Below are 20,229 nucleotides of genomic sequence, written 5' to 3'. Positions count from 1 at the left end.
CTGACAGTTGCAAGTCTTTTTCTTTATTTTCCACTGATTTAGCGAAGAAAACAGCGTCGAAGGAAAGCTGACTAAACAAGCTTTCCTTCGACGCACTTTTTTTATATTTTAGTGACAATAATTTTTTCAAACAGCTCAGAAAAATTAGCTGGATTTATCCAACCGGTTTGATGTTCTTGCGCATTTAACATGCCGCATACCATGCCAGTTTTTAATAACTCTTCATCTGATAGACCTTTTTCAACACTATAGGCTAAGCCAGCAAGGGTCGCATCACCAGAACCAACTGGATTGACAACAGCAATTTTGGGGATTTCCACCCGATAAAAATGCTCATTGTGTTTTGCAAGCGCCCCTTGACTGCCCATCGAAATAACTAACCACTCAATGTCAGTAAAGGTTTCTCCTTGCAAAACAGCTTTCAATTGTTCAAGATTGTCTAGCGATAATTCGACACCAACTAACTCTTGAATCTCAGATAAGTTAGGCTTGATTAGAAACGGTTTGCGCTGACCGGCTAAGCTTGCAGCTAACGTTTTACCCGAACTGTCCAATAATACAGGAACTTTAACCAGATTGATTAATTTTTGATAAAAATCTTGGGGCACACCCGGTGGCAGACTGCCAGAAATCGTCAATGCCGCAACATCTTTGGTTAAACCGACAAACTTTTCTAAAAAGCCAGCTAGTTCCAATTCAGAAATTTCTGGACCGGTTTCTAATAATTCCGTTTGTTTGCCCTCGTCATGCAAGATAGCAATCGAGTGGCGGCTTTCACCCGAAATTTCATAAAAATCATGGGCAATATCAGTTGCTCCCAGCTGTTCAGTAATAAAACGGCCGATGTTGCCGCCGATTAAGCCAGTCGCAACAACTGAAGCGCCTAATTGCTTTAAAACCCGCGTAACATTTAAGCCTTTACCCCCAGCTGTTTTTGAGACATTCGTTACCCGATTCACGTCATCAATAATTAAATGTGGTACCGGATAGGCCATATCCAAAGAGGGATTCATAGTCACTGTAATAATCATGGTTTACTCCTTAAGCTTTTTCAACTTTGCTGAACCAAGGAGTTGCTGTCTTGTCCACTACCGCATTTAATTCTTCAATATTAGCACGGCCTTCTGTTTGTAACCATTTGCGAGCGGCCGCTTCTCCTTCTTTAATAAAAGGTTCTACGCCGTTTTTCCAAGTTGCTCGACCGCAAAGTACACCATTAAAAGTCGAACCAGCTTCTTTAGCAAATAAAAGAGTTTCTTGGAATAATTTTGCCGACACCCCAGCACTCAAGAAAATAAATGGTAAATCAGTTGCTTGACTTTGTTCTTTGAAGTAAGCGGCCGCCTCAGCTTTCGTATAAACTACGTCATCGCCATAGCCCTCAACAAAATTCATGTTAACCGGCACTTCAACTTTTAAAACGTCAACTTTATATTGAGGTTTGGTAAATTCCTTCATCATTTCAATCACTTTGTGGGGTTTAACTTTAGCATATTCTTTTGAAGTTGCATCAGCAATCTTAGCATCGTAAGCGACCACTTCTAGATAAAATGGAATATCTTGACCAGCGCATTCGCTACCTAAGCGTTCCACAAAAACATGTTTTTCATGATTGATTTTTGCATCCTCATCCACATCATAATATAGAAGGAATTTCATCGCATCGGCTTTCTTTTCTTGCAGGCGTAGCACAGACCACTCCTTTAAAATGTCCGGTAAACGTCCAGGCGTTGTTGCATCGTAGCCAGTTTTTTCATAGGCTAACAATAAACCGGCCTCTTTATCTCGGGCATCCGCTGCAGGCAACCCATATTCTGGGTCTAATAAAATTGAAGACGCATATTGGGTCAATTCCTCTGACACCAATTTTTTAAAATCGGTAATATGTTGGCTAGTTGGTTCTTCCCCCAACGCTGTAATCATTTTTTTCAAAGCCCCCCGCTGATCAATTGCCAAGGCTTCAATAAAACCATCCTTTGTCGATAATTGTTCCATGTATTGCCATTTTCCAGCTGACATTTTTAACATAATTTATATCCCCTTTAAAAAAGTTTTTTATAAAAAATTATTGATATGGGTGGATCGTTACACCTTTGACAACACGGTTAACTGTTCCGCTTGGTGATGGCGTGTCTGGTGTATTGCCGACTTTGACGGAGGCCAACAAGGAAACTGTTTGAGCCACCATTTGAAATGGCAATGCAAGATACCCTTCAGGCAGTAAATCAGTTTGACTTTCAAAGATGAAAGAATCATCCGTGAAGCTTCCTTGAGCATTTTGAGAAATGGCGACCGTTGCCCGCGCGATTTCATCGCCGGCCACTTCATGTAAAATATCTTGATCGTATTGCCGAGTGTACTCATCATTACTTTGGTAGACAAAAACTAGTGTTTTTTCATTAACAAAGGATTTTGGTCCATGACGGAAGCCCATGGAAGAGTCAAAGACTGTCGCAATTTTACCGGCTGTCAATTCCAAAATCTTCAATTGAGATTCCCGAGTCAGACCAGCCAGTGAGCCAGAACCCAAGTAGACAATCCGATCAAAATCTTTATCAATTAATCCTTGAATTTGCGCTTCTCTGGCAATGACTTCGTTGCCTAACGTAATCATATCGGCAACAAATTTTTCTTTAGCCACCAAAGGAGTTTGATCGAAGACCAATAAGGCTGTCAATGCCATACAACTGAAGCTACCGGTCATCGCAAAGCCATCATCGTTGGAACGTTCTGGTTGTAATAATAACAAATTACGTTCATCGCCAGCTGCATTTTTCGCTAAAGAACCCTCCTTGGCACATGTAATCGTAATATGGAAAAGATTTTTCACAACTTGATTGGCAATTTCGACAGTTGCCACACTCTCAGGTGAGTTTCCGCTGCGGGCGAAAGATACCAACACTGTTACATCATCGGCAGTCAGATAATCAGCCGGTGTTGCCACAATACTAGTAGTTGCGATACTTTCAAAAATAAATTGCGAGCTACCCTTATCGGCTAAATAAGGCACAATTGTATCTCCGACATATTGCGATGTACCAGCTCCCGTGAAGATGACCCGAATTTTTTGATCTGTCTCCGCCAAAACTTTGTCTAAAAAGTTTTTAATTTTCACCTCTTGTTCTTTGAATAAATCCAATGCTTCCATCCATAATTCCGGCTGCTGACGAATTTCTCTTGTCGTAATTTCGGCGCCTAGTTTTTCTAATTCCACTGTTGATTGTTGAAACATTTGCTCTCCTCCTATATCATCTTTACAACTTGAGTTCTATGAAGCTCCCAAGTCAGTCTTTTTTCAAAAAGGTCTGACTAAAGATTAAAATAACAAAAATAAAAATTTAATAGCTGCTGATAGACTTAAAAAACATTCTGTAACGCAGTTTTCCTAAATAATTTTAGATGGGCCATTTTTCTAACACTAGCGAGTATGAATAATTTTATAACGGAATTGGTCCGCTCTAGCGACACTTAAAGTAAATTCAATGACTTCATTTTTCTCGTTATAGGTGCGCCGGATTAAATTTAGTACTGGCGCAGACTCTTGAATGGCCAACTGCTCAGCATCAGAAAAAATTGCTACACTCGCATAAAATTCCTCTTCTGCCAGCTTGATTACCTGATGATACTCTTCAGAAAAAATTTCATACAAAGGTTTTTGTTGCAACAATTCCTCTGTTAAATCCCCAAAGTATTTTTGCGGTAAATAACTCCGCTCCACCATCATTGGCTCACCGTCTGCTAAGCGCAGCCGCTTAATTTTAATTAACGACTCCCCTTCAGTCAGATCCAAGTTATCGGCAAAATATTTTTTCGCCTCGACAATTTCAAAACTTAAAATTGTTGTTTCTGGCATCTTCCCTAAACTTTTCATTTGATCAGTAAAACTATAGGCTCCTGCCAAATTCATAGTTTGCTTGCTTAAATCCGCAACAAAAGTTCCTTTGCCATGCCGACGATAAATGTAGCCGAGTTTTTCCAACTCCTGCAAAGCCTGCCGTACCGTGGTCCGACTTAAATCATATTGCTCAGACATTTCTCTTTCAGAAGGCAAAAGAGTATCCGCTTCAAGACCGTCTTCAATCTTTTTAATAATCACAGAAACTAACTGGTCATACAATGGCTGTTTTTTTGAATTGTCCATGATAGTGACGCCCCTTCTAGCAAAATTATTTCTCAACTCAACTGGTAGTAACCACTACTAAAGTATAAGAGGAAAAGTGGGTTTTGTCAAACAAATGTATAAGTCTTTTTAAAATATTTTCTCTGGAAATAGGGTAAACAAGAATGAATAGCAAGCTGTTATGACTTTAGTCTTATTAACGGGTAAAGTCCCGAGTTACTTTATTATTTGCAACTGAGGTACATATATCCCCATAGCAAACTTTCAATATTTAATTATATTGACGAAATATTGTTCAAGAATTTTGGTTTTGTATTAACTAATGGCATAGCCGTACAAACTTTACAAAACAGTATGAAAAAAATATCGACCTATTCCACGTTGCTTGTCATAATAAATTTGACAAAAGAAGGAACAAATCGATACTCTAATTCATTTTTTCTTAAAGACATCGCAGAGCAATCTGCGCATTACTGTCTATGTCTGCATAAATCATTATATTAAAACCGTATATAAGTCAAAGAACGTTTTCGCGAATAGAATATTCCCTTTCAGACTAATTATTAATGAATAAAAGTCCAAAAAACACATCAAACAATTTGACACAACCAAAAAATTCATGAAATTTGTAAAGAATTATGAATTTAAAATCAAAGTCTAGCCAATTCACCAATTTCGAAATTCCCCAGAGAACTATAGCTAGATCATTTGAGTTGCCTCGACTTTTTTAGAGCCTAATAGCTCTTTTTAAACTTAGCAAAACCTGCTTACTTCCAGACATGTTTTATTCTTAGAAAAAGAGAAAACTACATTGTTAACTCTAACTCGAAAAGGTCTTGACTTTAAAAGGGACCCCTTTTAAAGTCAAATTTGGATTATAAGCAGGATCTTTTAACAAAAAATCGCCATATCTAGCCTTAATCTTAACTTCATTCAAATTTAAAAAAGTTATTGAATCTTGTGCAGGTTTCGACTGATATATTTTATTGGAAAAGCTATTTACTACTGCATTATGTGCTAAAATGTTCCATTTTCCGGCTTGATATAATCGTATACTTAAATCAACATCATGATACTCTTCTAATTCTTCATCAAAACCATTGTGAGCAATAAAATCCCCTCGATTTATCATTAAGCAAGCCGAGGAAATAGCTGTATAATTATAATCTGTCTGAAATAACCTAGAGTTCATGGATGTAGTCTCAGAGGTATCCAACACATTAATTTCAGCAACCCCATTTAGGCCCAAAATAATTCCACCAAGTTGAATTTCGTCGTTATGAGATGTAATCCTCGCTCCTACACACCCAATTCTTTCAAATTGAGCAAAACTTAGCATCTGTTCAAGCCAATCTGGCGTTGAAATTTCTGTTCGACTGTCTAAAAATAATAAATATTCACCTGAAGAAATGGCAGCCGCTTTATTGCTAAATTTTGCAGGGCTAAGTGGTTCTTTAAGGTAAACGAGCTTAAACCTTTCTCCCAATTCTTCTTTATACAAGTCATGTATAGTCTGTTTTTCTTTATTTTTTTCACCTAAACTGGCAATAATTATTTCATAATTTGAAAAACTCGTTTTCTCGATAATGGAGTTTATACATTTCTTCACATTTTCATCATCAGTTCCAGAAATAATAATACTAATTAAAGATTTTTTTCTAATTGCATAGCGCAGGTTATACAAATTAGAGACATTAGTCAGTCCCACTTCCCCCACAACATTACGCCGCTTTAAAGCTTCTTCAATTACTTTTATACTATTTCTAGCAGTTGAATCATCTTTTTGAATTTCATGATTTAAAGAAAAACTTATAGGCCTTTTGTGATATAAAATTTTAGGAAGATGGAATATTGTTGCAGAATCTATTTGCTCAGTATAGCGCAGAGTAAAATCATATTCTTCCATACCATTAATATTGGACCGAAAGCCATCAATTTTTTTAGCAATCATTAGATTGTAGAAACACAAACGAGCAATATAATTTTGATTCATAATTAGATCAGGCGACCAATCTGGTTTAAATGTAGGGGAAAAACGTCTCTTCTGATCATCAATTAGATCTTCATCTGAATAAACTAAATGTACATCATCAGACTTATTATTTAGCAAGTCAACAAACTCAAATAAGGCATCTGAGGCAAGCATATCTTGGCTGCTCATTAACAAAAAATATTCTCCAGAAGCGAATTCTAAAGCAGTATTCACTTTTACTGAAAAGGATTGATTTTCCTTTCCGGTAACAATTTTTGCTGCAAAACTATCGTCAGCTAGTAGTTCGTTTAGATAATTTTGAGTTTCAATAGTCAGAATTGTATTTACAACAAAGCAAACTTCCCACTTTGGATACCATTGATTTTTTATAGACTGAATTGCTCTTTTTAAAAGATTCAAGTCAATTTCATTTAGGATGACAAGTATTGAAATGCTAGGAATTAAACCGAATCCAATATGGCTTTCAAACCGAATTCTTTTTTGCATGTCCTCAATATTATCAATCCAGTTTTGATACTCAACATCTAAAATTTCTTCATTCAAACTATCTTTTGAATTATCTTGCTCTTTCTTATTAAACAGACTTTTTACTTTTTGTTTATACTGTTTGCGAAATCCACTGAATTGATTCTCTTTTTCAGTTTCCAAGGTTCGCTGCAACTGTAATAGATTTTTTTCTTTTCCCAACAATTCCTGTTCAATTGTATATTTTTGTGAGTATAAATCATAATTACGGGAATTAAGTTTAGCATTTTCAAATTGAATTTTGATAAACTCCTCGTTTAATTGATCATACCACCCAGCAAACCATTGAGTCGTACTACTAGTAAGAAAATCAGGATGTTTAGCCAATATATAATTGTAAACATCAAACCATTTTTGTCGCTGTTCCCGATTTTGAGCACGATTCCCCACTGAATGAGGCAGCACCCGGTAGTTCTGATAAAGTCCTTCTACTTTAACTGCATTCGCACCTTTAGCAATCAAACCTAAAAAGAAATCAAAGTCTTGCATGAAAAGACGATTCAAATGCAAATCAAAACGATAGTCCCCTAAAATACTAGAACGAATCAATGAACAGGTATCAATATAATTGACATTAATTAAACGAGTTAAATCAAAAACCGGCACTTCATTTAGAATATTCTGAGTATCGGCATCTTTTAAAGAAGTATAAGCAATATCAGCCTTCGTTTGCTCTAATAACTGAATTGACTTCTCAATATGATTTTCTTCTAAATAATTATCACTATCTACCATTAAAACAAAATCCCCAGTTGCCCAATCCAAACCAATATTTCTTGAGATACAGCTACCCTTATTATCTTGTGAAAGATATTTATTTGTTTTAAAAGGAGACCGTTTTAGTGTTTTACGAATAACGCTATCAGAATCATCCAGCGAGCCATCATTAATAACAAATAATTCGATATTTTGATATGTTTGTCTAAAAATGCTTTTCAAACACTGCTCTATATATTTTTCATGATTGTAACAAGTAATTATCACAGATACTCTTTTCAATCAATTCCCCTCCGCTCCACTTTGTTAAGTTCGTTTTTAACCACTCTAAAAATGATTTGTCTTTTTCAATTGTATAGAATCTATTTTTTTTAGCAAGCTGATAAAATTTAGAAGCATAGTATTCCTCGACAAAGTTGATCACACTTTTAAGAAAAATAATTTATTAAGAATGAACTCTAACCAATTTAAGTATAGTTGAAAAAAACTTCATACAGACTTACAAGCCTGTATGAAGCTTAGATTCACAATATCTAATACAGAATCTCTAAATCTTTAGCGGCGCACCATCAATGAGTCAATGCCATCACTGTTCCAATCGCCTACATAAGCTGTATCAGAGGTTAATCCATAATTAATAGTATTTTCTGAGACACCAGATGTCAATGAATTTCTAAAATAATAAGTTGCACCACGGCGCACGACAATAGAATCTTTGCCATTACCAGTCCAGTCACCAAAATATACTTCATCATCATTATTTCCATATTTAATGATTCGATCAGCAACTCCAGTTGTTAAAGAGTCTTTAAAATAGTAATCATTCTTTCGTCGCACTACGATTGTATCTTTACCATCACCATCCCAATCACCAAAATAAACTTCATCATCGTTATTCCCATAAACAATCACAAAATCTGCAACACCAGAGGCGATAAGATTTTTGAAATAATACGTATTTCCTCTTCTGACAACAATACCATCTTTACCATCACCATCCCAGTCACCAAAGTAAACTTCATCATCGTTATTTCCATACTTAATGACAAGATCCGCTGTACCAGAAGTTAAGCTGTTTCTCAAATGGTAAGTATTATTACGACGTACTGCAATTGTATCTTGACCGTTACCATTCCAGTCGCCAAAATATACTTCATCATCAATATTCCCGTATTTAAATGAGCCATCGGCCACACCCGTAGTTAAGGAATTTTTAAAATAATAGTTATTACCTAAAGCATTACTAAAGGTTGATGTATAATCTAAATTAATATCAAAGGGCTGAGAACTATTTATTGAATTAATGTAATATCTTGAAGACCACTGCCATGCAGCAAATTCACTATTCCATTTTTGAGTAGCATTCGGTGAGTATGGATATTGAGGAACCCAGATATTTTTAGCTCCAAAATTACTGACATTGAAATTCCCACCGTTTTCATTTAACCAGTATTTCCCAATATAATAGTAAACCTTATTATAACCGGAAGTATTAAGAGCATTTTTAAAAGCTGTTGTATTAGCTGTTAAACTGCTAATATTCATATTAGCTTGAGAATCTGATTTTTCAATATCTATAACCATGTTTACAGATTTCGGCAATCCCATACTGCCTACAGTTCTTGCAAAATGAGCAGCTTCTGCTCTAGCCTTATCAGCATTTGTATACCAAGCAAAATGATACACTGAAACTTTCATACCCGCGGCTAATGCGTTATTAATTTGAGATTGAGCATAAGGATTAGTATAGGTTGTCCCTTCAGTCACCTTTACAACAACCCCTGTAATACCGTAAGATTGCATCTTTTTGTAGTCGCTTACTGACAAGTTACCATTATGACTTGATACATCGACAAAATGCGCACCAGGACGATTACTTTCACCAGCATGAACGATATCTATTGATGCACGAGCCAAACTAATTGTATCCTCATCAGAATAATATTGCGAAATTGAGCTACCCATTGCACTATTGTTTTCTTCAGTAATAACAACGTCTTCAGACTCTGCACTCACTGTTTCCTCTGTAGAACTACTCGTTTGAGTTTCGGTTATTTCTGTAGTTGACATAGTCTCATCTGGAGCAATACTAGATTCTGACTCATTAGTAGCCGCCATCAAAGAGTCAGATGTTGATTCTGATGATTTTGTTGAACTTTCATTTTCTTGACCATTAGATATTGTTACCGTTTCTTCTGAAGCTTGAGCACTTAAAGGGGCATAAAAACCCAAAACACTTGGTCCAATTAAAAAAAAGGAAGCCAAGGACACCATAACATTCTTTTTCAAAATTTTTCCTCCAATAAAACTAAAAATATATTACATTATTTATAGTAAAGGAAATAACTATATTAAGCAAAACTTTTTTTCTTTTATCCCCACAAAAACTTTTCAACCACTTGGTCGACAGCTGGCTCTTCATGCAGCTGACTGTGTTGAATTCCCATAAAAATTTGATAGCTTACAGAATTGCCATTGGTTTGCAACAGTTGAAAAGGAGCTAAGGCGCTGGTCAAAGGCACCGTTTCATCACTCAAATCGGTTTCTGACATTTGCCCTGCTAAAAGTAATACGGGTATATCAGCGGCAACATTAGTAATCCCGGCTGCATAATCTAAATAACGCTGGCTTTTTTCTGTGGGACCGTTGGCTAATAGCTCGTCAATGGTTTGGCTGCTGGAGGTATCTAAAAAATCATTGAACGGCGCACCGATACCGACAAATTTAGTAACTTTAGGCAAGGTTGTATCATAGCCATAAGCAGTCAGATACCGAAAGGCGCTGACGCCCCCCATTGAATGTCCAACAATGTTAACAGCCTGCACATTATAAGTCGTCTGTAAATACTCCAGGACATCTTTGACCCACTCCGCTTGATTCCACTCATTATTTTTATTATCCGCAAATAATACTTGAACGATTGGATTGTTCTCAGTATTTGTGTAGGTTCCTTCTGAAGTAATGCTGCCGTCAGTTGCGACTGTCAGCACCAATTCTTTTGTGGCATAGCCGTCCGTTTCAATCCGAGAAATCATACTTTTAAAGGAATTGATTGTGCCACTATAACCGTGAAAAAAAATGGTTGGCTCGTTCGTTTTCGTAATTATCTCACTTGTCGAAGCAGTTGTTTCCTCAGTGGACGTGCCACTTGTACTAGCAGTAGTGGTCTGCGGGCTGTTGGAACAAGCTGCCAGAAAGATCAGCACTAAGCCCAATATAAACGCCATAATTTTTTTCAATTTCCAAGCCTCCTAGCTAGTTGACTACAAAAAAAGAGACCATTAAGATAAGTGCCACCAGATAAGATTAAAGAATTTTTTTGAAGGTTAGCCGTTAGCTTTATGCTACTCTAGCTGGCTTTTATGCCATGCCGCTAGACTAACGCCTAAATTTTCTACTATTCAATAATTTATCTGGTCGCAGAAATTATCTGACAGTCTCATTTGTTTTTTAAATTTTATCTACTTGATCAAAGTCTAACTCGGCGCTGGTTTCCCGACCGAACATATCAATATTAACCTTCAGCTTTTGCTTTTCTTCATCGATTTCAGTCACGACCCCTTCAAGACCAGAAAAGGCCCCTTCCGTAATTTTCACAACTTCATCAAGGGAAACTTTCAAATCGCTTTGGCGCGTGCTCATGCCGATTGAACGCAGGATGTGATTGATTTCTTCCTGCAATAAAGGTGCTGGCTTGCTGCCGGCTCCATGCGATCCAACGAAACCGGTCACCCCTGGAGTATTGCGGACAACGTACCATGAATCATCCGTCATCGTCATTTCAACTAACACGTAACCAGGAAAAGTTTTATGCACAATTTCTTTTTCCTTGCCGTTTTTCACCTCTGTTTGGGTTTCTTCAGGAACGACTACTCTAAAAATATAATCTCCCATTCCCATACTTTGGGCCCGTGATTCGATATTCGCTTTTACTTTATTTTCATAACCGGAATAAGTGTGTAGAACGTACCAATTTTTTTCAAAAGTTTCCATGTTTTAAATTTCCTTTCATTTCCCTAAGTGACCTGCTCAAAAGCTGAAAAAGCTTTTTCCATAATAAAAAAACCTCAGTTTCCCGAGATTTTTCTCAACCCTAGTATAACATCGACTTTTCCCTTTGGCTAGCTTTAATTGCCAACAATCCAAGTAATACCATAGCGCAAAGCGGTATCCACGATAAAGAAGAATAGCGCAAACGCCAAAGATGTTTGGATGACGATAATCGTATCTCGACGCAATTGTTTGCCGCTTGGCCAAGTTACTTTTTTCATGACTTCTTTAACACTTTTTAGAAATTTCATTGGTCTGCTCCTTTTTTCTATTTTGTCTCTTTATGTAATGTATATTGATTACAGTGTTTACAAAATTTATTGATTTCTAAACGTTCGCCCTTTTTGCCTTCGCTGACACTCTTGTGATAATTTCTTGAGCCGCAAACGGTACAAGCTAAAGCCGCTTTTTTATTTGCCATATCGATAAACCTCCTGACGATTTCACAAATGTACTAACATACATTATCACGAGATGATTTTTCTGTCAAACCGGCGCTGCTCACCGCAGTTTTCCATTAATCCTCTATGGTTTCTTTTGAAATTATGTTATTATACAAGGGAAGGAATAGATTGTTAGGAGGAGTATTTTATGTTATTAAAATCAATTGTTCGCAAGAAAAAAGATTTGACGACAGTCACTGAATCCAGCACTTTGGAGGAAGCATTAAACATTTTGGAAGAGTCTGGTTTCCGCTGTGTGCCGATTCTCGATGAAACCAATAAAATTTTTCGGGGTAATATCTATAAGATGCACATTTATCGCCACAAAGCTAACGGTGGTGACATGAGCTTACCGGTGACTCACCTGTTGAAAAACGCTACTAAATTTATTGATATTGATACTTCGTTTTTCAAAGTATTCTTTACTATTAAAGAATTACCTTATATTGCTGTTTTAGATGATAACAATTATTTTTACGGGATTTTAACCCATGCGGCTTTATTAAATGTTTTAGCCCAGTCTTGGAATATCGAAACCGGCAGTTATGTTTTAACAATTGCTTCGACAGGAAAACAAGGCGATTTAGCTTATATGTCAAAAATTATTTCTAAATACGTCAGCATTGCAGCTTGTATCACTCTAGATGTCGGCAAGGATGCCTTTATCCGCCGCACATTAATTACGTTACCTGAAAATACTTCTAGAGAAACCTGTGAAGAAATTATTGCTAACTTAGAGCATAAAAACTTTAAGGTAGTTGAAGTTGAAGACCTGCAACATAATGACGACAACAGCTTATAACAATATTTTATAAAAAACCGGCAGCCTTAGTTTTCCCACTAAAAGCTGCCGGTTTTATTTATTTTATTCAGTTGTTGCTGGTGAATCTTAAACGATTTTTTTGAAGTTTAAGGCTTCATTTAAGACATACATTACTGGCGCTGAAATCGCCATGATAATAAATTCACTCAACGCTAAAGTACTATACATTGCCCAGAAGCTGCCTTCGCTGCCAGTCATTGTCAGCATATACGCAATGATTGCCATGCTTGCTGTGAAAAATAGCGTGTTCAAAGCTAGACGAACAATGGGACTTTTGACTTTATTATACAAAAGAGCTGTTAAGCCTAATGAAATCAAAGTCTGTGCTCCCCCAAAGAGCGCATCCATCACACCAAATCCGAAAAACAGATTGTAGACAACTACACCGCCTAAGACACCCCAAATAAATTTGCGATTGAAGACGACAAGATGATTTAAACTTTCCGAAATCCGAAATTGAATCGGTCCTGATGAAACGGGAGCCACCAAAATAGTTAGGGCGATATAAAGTGCCATGATTAGCCCGTTGACGATTAAGGCGACGAGGGATTTCCTCGTAGTACTGTTGGTTGCTTGCATGTTTTTTCCTCCTCCTAGTTTTGGTAACGCGGGATGGTCGACGAACCGCGATAAAAATATGATAACAATGGTCAATTATACCAAAAAAAATAATTTTAGCAATTGCCGATTGCTTGATAAGGAAAAATTCCTGCGTCTAAGGCGAAAAATTTGTGATACTATTAATGAAACAAAGATTTTTGGGGGCCATAAAGATGAAATCATTGAAAAACTATCTGCCGTTACTGGTTGCCGGCATAATGCTTTTGCTGTTAACTGGCTGCAGCGAGAATGCCACAGAAGTTATTGAAGATAAAGTACAGCAGACAGCGGTCTACGAAGGTCTCCTTGATGGTGCCCAAACCAAAATTACCATTCATCATCAAGATGAAACCATGCGGACTGTCGAAATTTTAGCCAGTTTTAAATTAACGGATTTAGGCTTAGAAGAGGATGCCACGCTATCAGAAGAACAGCAGACAGCATTGGAAGAAGCCTTGGCTAGTACCTTTGAAACTTATAGCGACACAGCAGGCGTCACTTTGACAAATCAATTTACCGATGAGGCCTTTGAGGTCAATATTGAATTAGACATGAGTCAAGTCGACAGCAGCAGTTTCGCCAATTTGACCGGCACAACTTTGCCAGATAGTCAGGTCGTCAGCGAATTAGCCTATGATGACTTTGCTACCAGCTTAAAGGCTGCGGGCTTCACAGAAGTCGAGTAAATAAATTTTTTTAACAATAACCTTCCAAGGTCAGTTAATTGTAACTGTTTTGGAAGGTTATTCTTTGTTTGAAGTACAATTAGTTGCTTATTTTTTTCACCAAGCGTAGCATGAATTTATTCTAATTCTTAGAAAAATAGAAGGAGGCTTTTCCATGAAAGTCCTAATAATTGGTGCTGTCGCCGGTGGCCCTTCGTTTGCTACCCGCCTACGCCGTTTAGATGAAAGTATTGAAATCATTATGTTGGAAAGAGGCGCCAATATTTCCTACGCCAGTTGTGCGTTGCCGTATTATTTAGGTGGTGTGATTGATGACCGGGATTCTTTAATTGAACGCACCCCGGAAAGCTTAAAGATAAAAAATAATTTAGATGTGCGGATTTTTCATGAAGTGACCACGATTGACCCGCAAGCAAAAGCCGTCAGCGTCACCAATTTGAAAACCAACGAGAGCTATGTGGAGACCTATGACAAATTAGTTATTTCTGCGGGAGCCCGGCCAGTTTTTCCGCTGATTGACGGTTTAGCTGAAGCGAATAATGCTTTTGTCTTGCGAAGTGTTTCCGATGCTGATGCGATAAAAAATTTCATGGAGCAAGAAAATCCTCAAAAAGTGACCATTTTAGGAGCAGGGATTGCCGGCTTGGAATTAGCTGAAAATTTCAAGCATCGGGGCATGGCGGTGACTTTGGTTGAACAATTGCCTCAGGTTGCCTACCCTTACGACCAAGAAATTGCTGATATTTTATATGAAAAATTAATTGCCGAAGACATTCACGTTTTCCTTGGGGAAACTGCCACCAAAATTAGCGAAAACGGCCGGAAATTACGCTTAGCAGACGGTCAAGAGATTGAACAGGAGATGCTGATTTTTGCCACAGGCGTCAAGCCAAATAACGAAGTTGCAGCGGCAGCTGGCATCGCTTTGGCAGCTGATCAACACATTATTGTGGATGATCAACTACGGACAAATATTGCTGACATTTACGCAATTGGCGATGTCATTGAAACAACCAGTGTGATTACTGGTCTACCAATCCCTAGTCTCTTGTCTAGTGCAGCCAATCGCCAAGGCCATTTGTTGGCGGATATTTTTGTTGGCAATCCGCTGCGCTATCGCGGCTTTATCGGTGCTGGTGTGGGCAAGGTTTTTGATTTGACCGCTAGCTTCGTCGGTTACACAGAAGCTATGCTGCATGCAGCCGGCATTACCAATTATAAAACAATTTTCATCACACCCTTTGACCATGCTTACTTTTATCCAGGAGCGACTCGTTTAAATTTGAAATTAATTTTTGATGCCGATAGCGGTAAAATTCTCGGCGGCCAAGCCGTTGGTGAAAAAGGTGTGGATAAACGGATTGGTGAATTATCTGTGGCCATCACCGGAAATCTCAGTGTCTTTGATTTGCCGGACTTAGAATTGCCTTATTCGCCACCTTATTCCACAACTCGTGATCCACTAAATACTGCTGGTTATGTTGCGATTAATCAATTAAGCAATGTGGCAGCCACAATCAAGCTGGCAGACATTCCTGAAGCCGATTTTCAAACCGCCTTTTTCTTGGATATTCGCGAAGCCGGTAAAGCTGCAGCAGGTTCTGTAACAGCGACTGCCAATATTCCTTTAAGTGAATTACGGGAGCGACTAGCAGAAGTACCAACCAATCAAACGGTTTATTTAACCTTTAGGAAAGGCTTGAATAATTATAACGCCGCCCGTATCTTAGCGGGAGCCGGTATTCAAGCGCTGATTATCGAAGAATAAAAAAAGTTGGGCCCACAAATAATTTTGTGAGTCCAACTTTTTCTTTATTCATTGAATTTCTGCTATAATTCAAAGGAAACGAAAGATTAGTTAATTTTTATAGGAGTAAATTATTTTATGAATTTTCATTATCACTTACTAATTAACCCAGCTGCTGGCAGCGGTACGGGGGCCAATGCTGCCAAAAAAATAGTTACTTTATTGGAAAAAAATCATTTCTTACATAGCGTTTACCGAACAGAAAACGTCGGCGATGAAAAAATAATTGCTACCGAATTGGCGGAAACTACACTGAAACCGTGGCAGGATGACCTGCAACATTCTGAGGGAGTCTATCCGCTGCTAGTGATTGTCGGCGGTGATGGCACGCTACATGGTGTATTGAATCAATTTTATCTGTTAGGTAAAAAATTTCCGGTGGCCTATCTACCGGCCGGCTCCGGTAACGATTTGGCTCGAGCAATCGGCCTGCCAAAGGAAATTGAAAAGGCCTTTTGGCAAATTGTTAATGCTCCAAGCCCCAAAGAAATGCACGTCATCACCTATGACGAGCAGGTCAAAAATCAACAGGGCTTAGTCTTCAATAATTTTGGCATTGGCTTAGAGGCCTCGATTGTGGCTACCACGAATGACTCTGCCACTAAAAAAAATCTAAACAAATATCACATGGGATCTTTTTCCTATATCTTCTCTATCCTAAAAGTGCTGTTTACCCAAAAAGGCTATCCGATTTTAATTGAATCAAACGGACAAGAATACTCCTTTGACAATGCCTTTTTATGCACAACAACCAATCATCCTTACTTTGGCGGCGGCGTACCGATTGCCCCGATGGCTAGTGTTGAGCAGGATAGCTTTGAAACGATTGTCGTTGAGCGGATTGCTCTGTTTAAGATTTTTTGGCTGATTATTTTATTGGTTCAAAAGAAACATACAAAGTCAAAATATTTTCACCATTTTAATGGCCGCAAATTGCGTTTGATTTCAACAGTGCCAGAGTTCGCCCAAACAGATGGCGAAGTGTTAGAGCCGCAGCCCTTTGATGTTTCCTTTCAATTAGACAAACAATTATTGTGGTATTAATCAGCTGATCTAAACATTAGAAATTAATTTGACGTAAAATTATTTCCTACAAAAAAATCCGTATCTTCCTAACAACTCAGAGAGTTTAGCAGAAGATACGGATTTTTTTTGCTAATTTAAGCTTCCGGGTCAAATTCAACTGCAGATTTTGCAGTATACCCTTGAAATAGACCTAATAGCTTACGGGAAATTGGTCCGACAATCAATAATTGCAATGGCAAAGCCGCAATAATATTAAAACCAATCGCTGTCAGATACATCATCAAAAAGTTTTCGCTGAAGCCTTGTTCATAGACGACACCGTAAAATGACATACATAAAACCATTCCAATGACCATACAACCTGAAATAGCCAAAATTTTGTGCAGCATTTTTTCTTTGTTGATGGGCAATTTAAAGGCTACTGATTTGGCGATTTTACCGACGACAAAGACATCCAAAATAAAGGCAACGATAAAACCGGGGATTAAACCACCGAATAAGGCCCCCCACGAGAAACTATGATGAATCGCTAAATTATAAGCACTCATTCCTGTCACCATTAAAAGACACATTGTAGTTGTAAAAAGAATTCCTTCGAGTTTTGTTTTTGGCATTGTTTTGCTCCTTCGTTTTCATAAAATAAAAAAAGCGCCTGAAGAGAATTTTAGCCAATGGCATTCTTTTCAGTCGCAAGAGTTAGCTTATCACAAAAAAAATTTTCGTGTAAGAGATTTGCTTAAATTTTTTTGAAAATATTCAAAAACATTTTTCAGGAAAAATCCTGAGGCGTTATCCCCGCCATTCCAATTAACGGATCGATTTGTTGTTTTTGAATCGCTGCTAAGGTCAAAATAAAATCCTTTATCTGTGGCTCTGGTTCATTTGTTGCGTCAGTAGATTCCTTAGCTGATGAAGATTTCTTGACTGCTGCAGGTTCAACAGCCCCTGCTTTTCCTGAATCAGCGGTTTGATAGCTTTCGCTGGCCTCAAAAATATTAGGCTGATTGGCCGAATTATCCAGCTCAATCCCGCTAAATAATTGGGGTTGCTTTTCCTCATTGGTAGATTCAGTCTGTTTTTTCTCCTTGGCCTGTTGAACACTCCGCCGTGGCCGTTCCTCATCGGTGAAGGGATCGGCCATTAAAGATTCTTCATATGCTTCCAATTTGCTGCGCAGAGTCAGCGACATCTCAGAGGCATTGAGAATTCTTTCCTTTAAAGTTGTTAAGCGGATGGCCGATTCATTGTGCACACATTGAACAAAGGCTTCGGTCTCTCCTAATAAAATCAGCAGGTCTTTGCTGCGGGTGACAGCGGTATAAAGCAGATTTCTTTGCAACATGCGGGAATACTGTTTGACCATCGGCAAAATCACCATTTTAAATTCACTCCCCTGAGCTTTATGTATTGAACAGCAATAGGACAGCGTGATGTTAATCCACTCATTCCGGCGATAAGTCACCTCAGTGGCGTCAAACAAAATTGTCAACTGATCAACTTTATCTTCATTGTCTTTAGCAAAGGTGATGCCGGTGATAACTCCCATATCACCGTTAAAAACATTCAGCTCCGGCTCGTTGACTAACTGCAGCACTTTGTCGCCGATACGATAGACAGTGTCATTCCATTTAACTTCCTTGCGGGAACCGTCGTTGGGATTAAAAATTTCCTGCATCATTTTATTGATAGCATCGATGCCGGCAACGCCACGATACATCGGCGCTAAAACTTGAATATCCTGGGGAGTGAAACCCTTCAGCTTGGCCTTTTCGACAATTTGCCGAATCAATGGCTCAATCTGATTAGCATGGGCATTAAAAAATGAGCGGTCCTTCTGATTTTTATTGAAATCAGCCGGCAGCATTCCTTGGCGAATTTCATGGGCTAAAGGTACAATCGTTGAATCCGAGCCTTGGCGATAAATTTCCGTCAATTCTTTTTTGGGAATTTCGGCAATTTCCAATAAGTCATGAAGAACTTGACCGGGACCAACTGAAGGTAGCTGATCTTTATCTCCCACAAAAATCACCTGCATATTGGTGGGAATCGCTTTAAATAAGGTATTGGCCAACCAAGTATCCACCATCGACATCTCATCGACAATCAATAGGCCACCTTCTAATTCCTTAGCGGAAAGGCTCTGGGATTTTTCCCGTCCGTTCAAGCCTAACAAGCGATGAATTGTGCTGGCGGGCAAGCCAGTCGTCTCATTCATACGTTTAGCTGCTCGGCCAGTCGGCGCCGCCAATAAAATTGGAAAAATTTCATTGCTGTACTTTTTTGGATCCAATTCAATACCGTTTAATTCCGCAAACAATTGAACAATCCCGTTGATGACTGTCGTTTTTCCGGTCCCTGGTCCGCCAGTTAAAATAAACATTGGCGCTTTGATAGCATCTCTAATCGCTTTTTCCTGGGATTCACCATAGACAATGCCGGAAGTTTTTTCAATCAAGCGCAATGCTTTATCAATTTCTTTTTTGGGATAACTAATTTCTTTTTTACGACCTAACAGTCGGTCAACGGCGCCGCCAATGCCCCACTCGGAAAAATACAAACTATTTTCATACAGCTTGGTTTCCTCCTGTTGAATTTTGCCTTCCTCCACCAGTCCAATGATGACATCCGCTACTAAATTGGGCTTGATTTCAAAGGGGCGGCTGCTCTCTAAGACGTAAATCGTTTGATTCAGCAGCATTTCTGCCTCAGCGTAGGTATTACCTGTTTGCAAAGCCTGCTGAAAATTTTGATGCAGGATAGCCGCTCTGATACGTTGCGGCGAATCTGCGACAATCCCTAACTGCTCGGCAATATTGTCGGCCTTTTTAAAGCCGATTCCCTCGATATCCTCCACCAGCTGATACGGATTTTCTTGAATAATTTCCAGCGCTTCATTTTGATACGTTTGATAAATAGCAAAGGCCAGTTGATTGCCAAAGCCATAGCGGGTCAAACCAACAATCACTTGGTCCATGCCGTGATTTAAGCGCACCGTTTCTAAAATGGTCCGCTGCTTAGTTTCATTTAAATTAGGGATTTGCTGCAGCAGACTTGGATCTGCCAGCATCCGTTCAATCGCATCTTCGCCTAAAACTTCAACAATTTTTTCTGCAGTCCGCTTGCCGATGCCGGGAAATTTATCAGAAGACAAATAGCTGACGACACCATGGGCCGAAGTTGGCCGCTCTTGTTCATAACTTTCGGCTTGAAATTGTTTGCCATAGCGGGGATGATCCACAAAGTCACCAAAAAAACGGTAGCTTTCCCCCTCCTGCAGCTGGCCAAAGCTGCCGGTCACTACAATTTCAGCTTCTTTGAATTCACTGTTGGTGTCGCTGACTTTAATCAACAGCACCTTATAAAAGTTGCCGGGATTTTGAAAAAAAATCGCCGCTACTTCACCGGTGATATACATGCGTTCTGCTTCAAACATACTCTC

General features: G+C 38.5%; 17 protein-coding genes. 4 read left to right on the top strand and 13 right to left on the bottom strand.

Annotated features, from left to right (window positions below):
- Nucleotides 1–101: 101 nt before the first annotated feature.
- The 10 genes from ORH16_RS09140 to rpmG form a co-directional block, all read right to left on the bottom strand.
- The gene (locus tag ORH16_RS09140) at nucleotides 102–1,031 is read right to left on the bottom strand and encodes a hexose kinase (RefSeq protein WP_265458209.1); all 930 of its coding nucleotides are present in this window, start codon (nucleotides 1,029–1,031) and stop codon (nucleotides 102–104) included.
- A 10-nt stretch (nucleotides 1,032–1,041) separates the two neighbouring features.
- Nucleotides 1,042–2,028 (bottom strand): tagatose-bisphosphate aldolase, encoded by a 987-nt coding sequence (gene lacD, locus ORH16_RS09135; RefSeq protein ID WP_265458206.1) that lies wholly within the window; start codon nucleotides 2,026–2,028, stop codon nucleotides 1,042–1,044.
- A 37-nt stretch (nucleotides 2,029–2,065) separates the two neighbouring features.
- Nucleotides 2,066–3,232, bottom strand: coding sequence for an SIS domain-containing protein (locus ORH16_RS09130; protein ID WP_265458205.1), 1,167 nt, complete (start codon nucleotides 3,230–3,232; stop codon nucleotides 2,066–2,068).
- 186 nt (nucleotides 3,233–3,418) lie between these two features.
- Nucleotides 3,419–4,141, bottom strand: coding sequence for a GntR family transcriptional regulator (locus tag ORH16_RS09125; protein ID WP_265458203.1), 723 nt, complete (start codon nucleotides 4,139–4,141; stop codon nucleotides 3,419–3,421).
- Nucleotides 4,142–4,940: 799 nt separating this feature from the next.
- A complete protein-coding gene (locus ORH16_RS09120) occupies nucleotides 4,941–7,637 on the bottom strand; it encodes a glycosyltransferase family 2 protein (protein ID WP_265458201.1) in 2,697 nt (898 codons plus the stop codon).
- Nucleotides 7,638–7,910: 273 nt separating this feature from the next.
- Nucleotides 7,911–9,644: a GH25 family lysozyme gene (locus tag ORH16_RS09115; protein ID WP_265458199.1), complete on the bottom strand. Its 1,734-nt coding sequence runs from the start codon at nucleotides 9,642–9,644 to the stop codon at nucleotides 7,911–7,913.
- A gap of 83 nt (nucleotides 9,645–9,727) precedes the next feature.
- Nucleotides 9,728–10,594, bottom strand: a complete 867-nt coding sequence (locus ORH16_RS09110) for an alpha/beta fold hydrolase (RefSeq protein ID WP_416207849.1) — start codon at nucleotides 10,592–10,594, stop codon at nucleotides 9,728–9,730.
- 211 nt (nucleotides 10,595–10,805) lie between these two features.
- The gene (nusG, locus tag ORH16_RS09105; protein WP_265458197.1) at nucleotides 10,806–11,348 is read right to left on the bottom strand and encodes a transcription termination/antitermination protein NusG; all 543 of its coding nucleotides are present in this window, start codon (nucleotides 11,346–11,348) and stop codon (nucleotides 10,806–10,808) included.
- 134 nt (nucleotides 11,349–11,482) lie between these two features.
- Entirely contained in the window at nucleotides 11,483–11,656 is a 174-nt protein-coding gene (gene secE / locus ORH16_RS09100; RefSeq protein ID WP_265458196.1) for a preprotein translocase subunit SecE, read from the bottom strand.
- Between the two features lie 17 nt (nucleotides 11,657–11,673).
- The gene (gene rpmG / locus ORH16_RS09095) at nucleotides 11,674–11,826 is read right to left on the bottom strand and encodes a 50S ribosomal protein L33 (RefSeq protein WP_265458195.1); all 153 of its coding nucleotides are present in this window, start codon (nucleotides 11,824–11,826) and stop codon (nucleotides 11,674–11,676) included.
- Between the two features lie 170 nt (nucleotides 11,827–11,996).
- On the opposite strand from rpmG, the gene cbpA reads away from it, so the two are divergent.
- Complete coding sequence (gene cbpA, locus ORH16_RS09090; protein ID WP_265458193.1) at nucleotides 11,997–12,650, top strand: cyclic di-AMP binding protein CbpA; 654 nt, start codon at nucleotides 11,997–11,999, stop codon at nucleotides 12,648–12,650.
- Between the two features lie 87 nt (nucleotides 12,651–12,737).
- Here cbpA and ORH16_RS09085 read toward each other — a convergent pair whose 3' ends face one another.
- The gene (locus ORH16_RS09085) at nucleotides 12,738–13,250 is read right to left on the bottom strand and encodes a QueT transporter family protein (protein ID WP_265458191.1); all 513 of its coding nucleotides are present in this window, start codon (nucleotides 13,248–13,250) and stop codon (nucleotides 12,738–12,740) included.
- Nucleotides 13,251–13,444: 194 nt separating this feature from the next.
- Between ORH16_RS09085 and ORH16_RS09080 the strand changes: the two genes are divergently transcribed.
- The 3 genes from ORH16_RS09080 to ORH16_RS09070 all read left to right on the top strand — a co-directional run bounded on the left by ORH16_RS09080 (nucleotide 13,445) and on the right by ORH16_RS09070 (nucleotide 16,808).
- A complete protein-coding gene (locus ORH16_RS09080; RefSeq protein WP_265458189.1) occupies nucleotides 13,445–13,957 on the top strand; it encodes a DUF1307 domain-containing protein in 513 nt (170 codons plus the stop codon).
- Nucleotides 13,958–14,111: 154 nt separating this feature from the next.
- A complete protein-coding gene (locus tag ORH16_RS09075) occupies nucleotides 14,112–15,725 on the top strand; it encodes an FAD-dependent oxidoreductase (protein WP_265458187.1) in 1,614 nt (537 codons plus the stop codon).
- Nucleotides 15,726–15,842: 117 nt separating this feature from the next.
- Nucleotides 15,843–16,808: a diacylglycerol/lipid kinase family protein gene (locus ORH16_RS09070; protein ID WP_265458185.1), complete on the top strand. Its 966-nt coding sequence runs from the start codon at nucleotides 15,843–15,845 to the stop codon at nucleotides 16,806–16,808.
- Nucleotides 16,809–16,924: 116 nt separating this feature from the next.
- On the opposite strand, the gene ORH16_RS09065 is transcribed toward ORH16_RS09070, so the two are convergent.
- Both ORH16_RS09065 and ORH16_RS09060 read right to left on the bottom strand, forming a co-directional pair.
- The gene (locus tag ORH16_RS09065; RefSeq protein ID WP_265458183.1) at nucleotides 16,925–17,404 is read right to left on the bottom strand and encodes a DUF2798 domain-containing protein; all 480 of its coding nucleotides are present in this window, start codon (nucleotides 17,402–17,404) and stop codon (nucleotides 16,925–16,927) included.
- 155 nt (nucleotides 17,405–17,559) lie between these two features.
- Nucleotides 17,560–20,223 (bottom strand): ATP-dependent RecD-like DNA helicase, encoded by a 2,664-nt coding sequence (locus tag ORH16_RS09060; RefSeq protein WP_265458181.1) that lies wholly within the window; start codon nucleotides 20,221–20,223, stop codon nucleotides 17,560–17,562.
- Between the last annotated feature and the right edge of the window lie 6 nt (nucleotides 20,224–20,229).

Origin of the sequence: Enterococcus sp. HY326, assembly GCF_026157065.1 — a bacterium.
Classification (GTDB): domain Bacteria; phylum Bacillota; class Bacilli; order Lactobacillales; family Enterococcaceae; genus HY326.
The sequence above is the reverse complement of the archived record's forward strand: the minus strand, read 5'-3'. Positions and strand labels throughout refer to the sequence as shown.

What these genes read in the sequence shown, in the direction of transcription:
- ORH16_RS09080 (WP_265458189.1), top strand. Translation starts at nt 13,445, where the DNA reads ATGAAATCATTGAAAAACTATCTGCCGTTACTGGTTGCCGGCATAATG.
- ORH16_RS09130 (WP_265458205.1), bottom strand. Translation starts at nt 3,232, where the DNA reads ATGTTTCAACAATCAACAGTGGAATTAGAAAAACTAGGCGCCGAAATT.
- ORH16_RS09060 (WP_265458181.1), bottom strand. Translation starts at nt 20,223, where the DNA reads ATGTTTGAAGCAGAACGCATGTATATCACCGGTGAAGTAGCGGCGATT.
- cbpA (WP_265458193.1), top strand. Translation starts at nt 11,997, where the DNA reads ATGTTATTAAAATCAATTGTTCGCAAGAAAAAAGATTTGACGACAGTC.
- lacD (WP_265458206.1), bottom strand. Translation starts at nt 2,028, where the DNA reads ATGTTAAAAATGTCAGCTGGAAAATGGCAATACATGGAACAATTATCG.
- ORH16_RS09125 (WP_265458203.1), bottom strand. Translation starts at nt 4,141, where the DNA reads ATGGACAATTCAAAAAAACAGCCATTGTATGACCAGTTAGTTTCTGTG.
- ORH16_RS09065 (WP_265458183.1), bottom strand. Translation starts at nt 17,404, where the DNA reads ATGCCAAAAACAAAACTCGAAGGAATTCTTTTTACAACTACAATGTGT.
- nusG (WP_265458197.1), bottom strand. Translation starts at nt 11,348, where the DNA reads ATGGAAACTTTTGAAAAAAATTGGTACGTTCTACACACTTATTCCGGT.
- ORH16_RS09075 (WP_265458187.1), top strand. Translation starts at nt 14,112, where the DNA reads ATGAAAGTCCTAATAATTGGTGCTGTCGCCGGTGGCCCTTCGTTTGCT.
- secE (WP_265458196.1), bottom strand. Translation starts at nt 11,656, where the DNA reads ATGAAATTTCTAAAAAGTGTTAAAGAAGTCATGAAAAAAGTAACTTGG.
- rpmG (WP_265458195.1), bottom strand. Translation starts at nt 11,826, where the DNA reads ATGGCAAATAAAAAAGCGGCTTTAGCTTGTACCGTTTGCGGCTCAAGA.
- ORH16_RS09140 (WP_265458209.1), bottom strand. Translation starts at nt 1,031, where the DNA reads ATGATTATTACAGTGACTATGAATCCCTCTTTGGATATGGCCTATCCG.
- ORH16_RS09070 (WP_265458185.1), top strand. Translation starts at nt 15,843, where the DNA reads ATGAATTTTCATTATCACTTACTAATTAACCCAGCTGCTGGCAGCGGT.
- ORH16_RS09085 (WP_265458191.1), bottom strand. Translation starts at nt 13,250, where the DNA reads ATGCAAGCAACCAACAGTACTACGAGGAAATCCCTCGTCGCCTTAATC.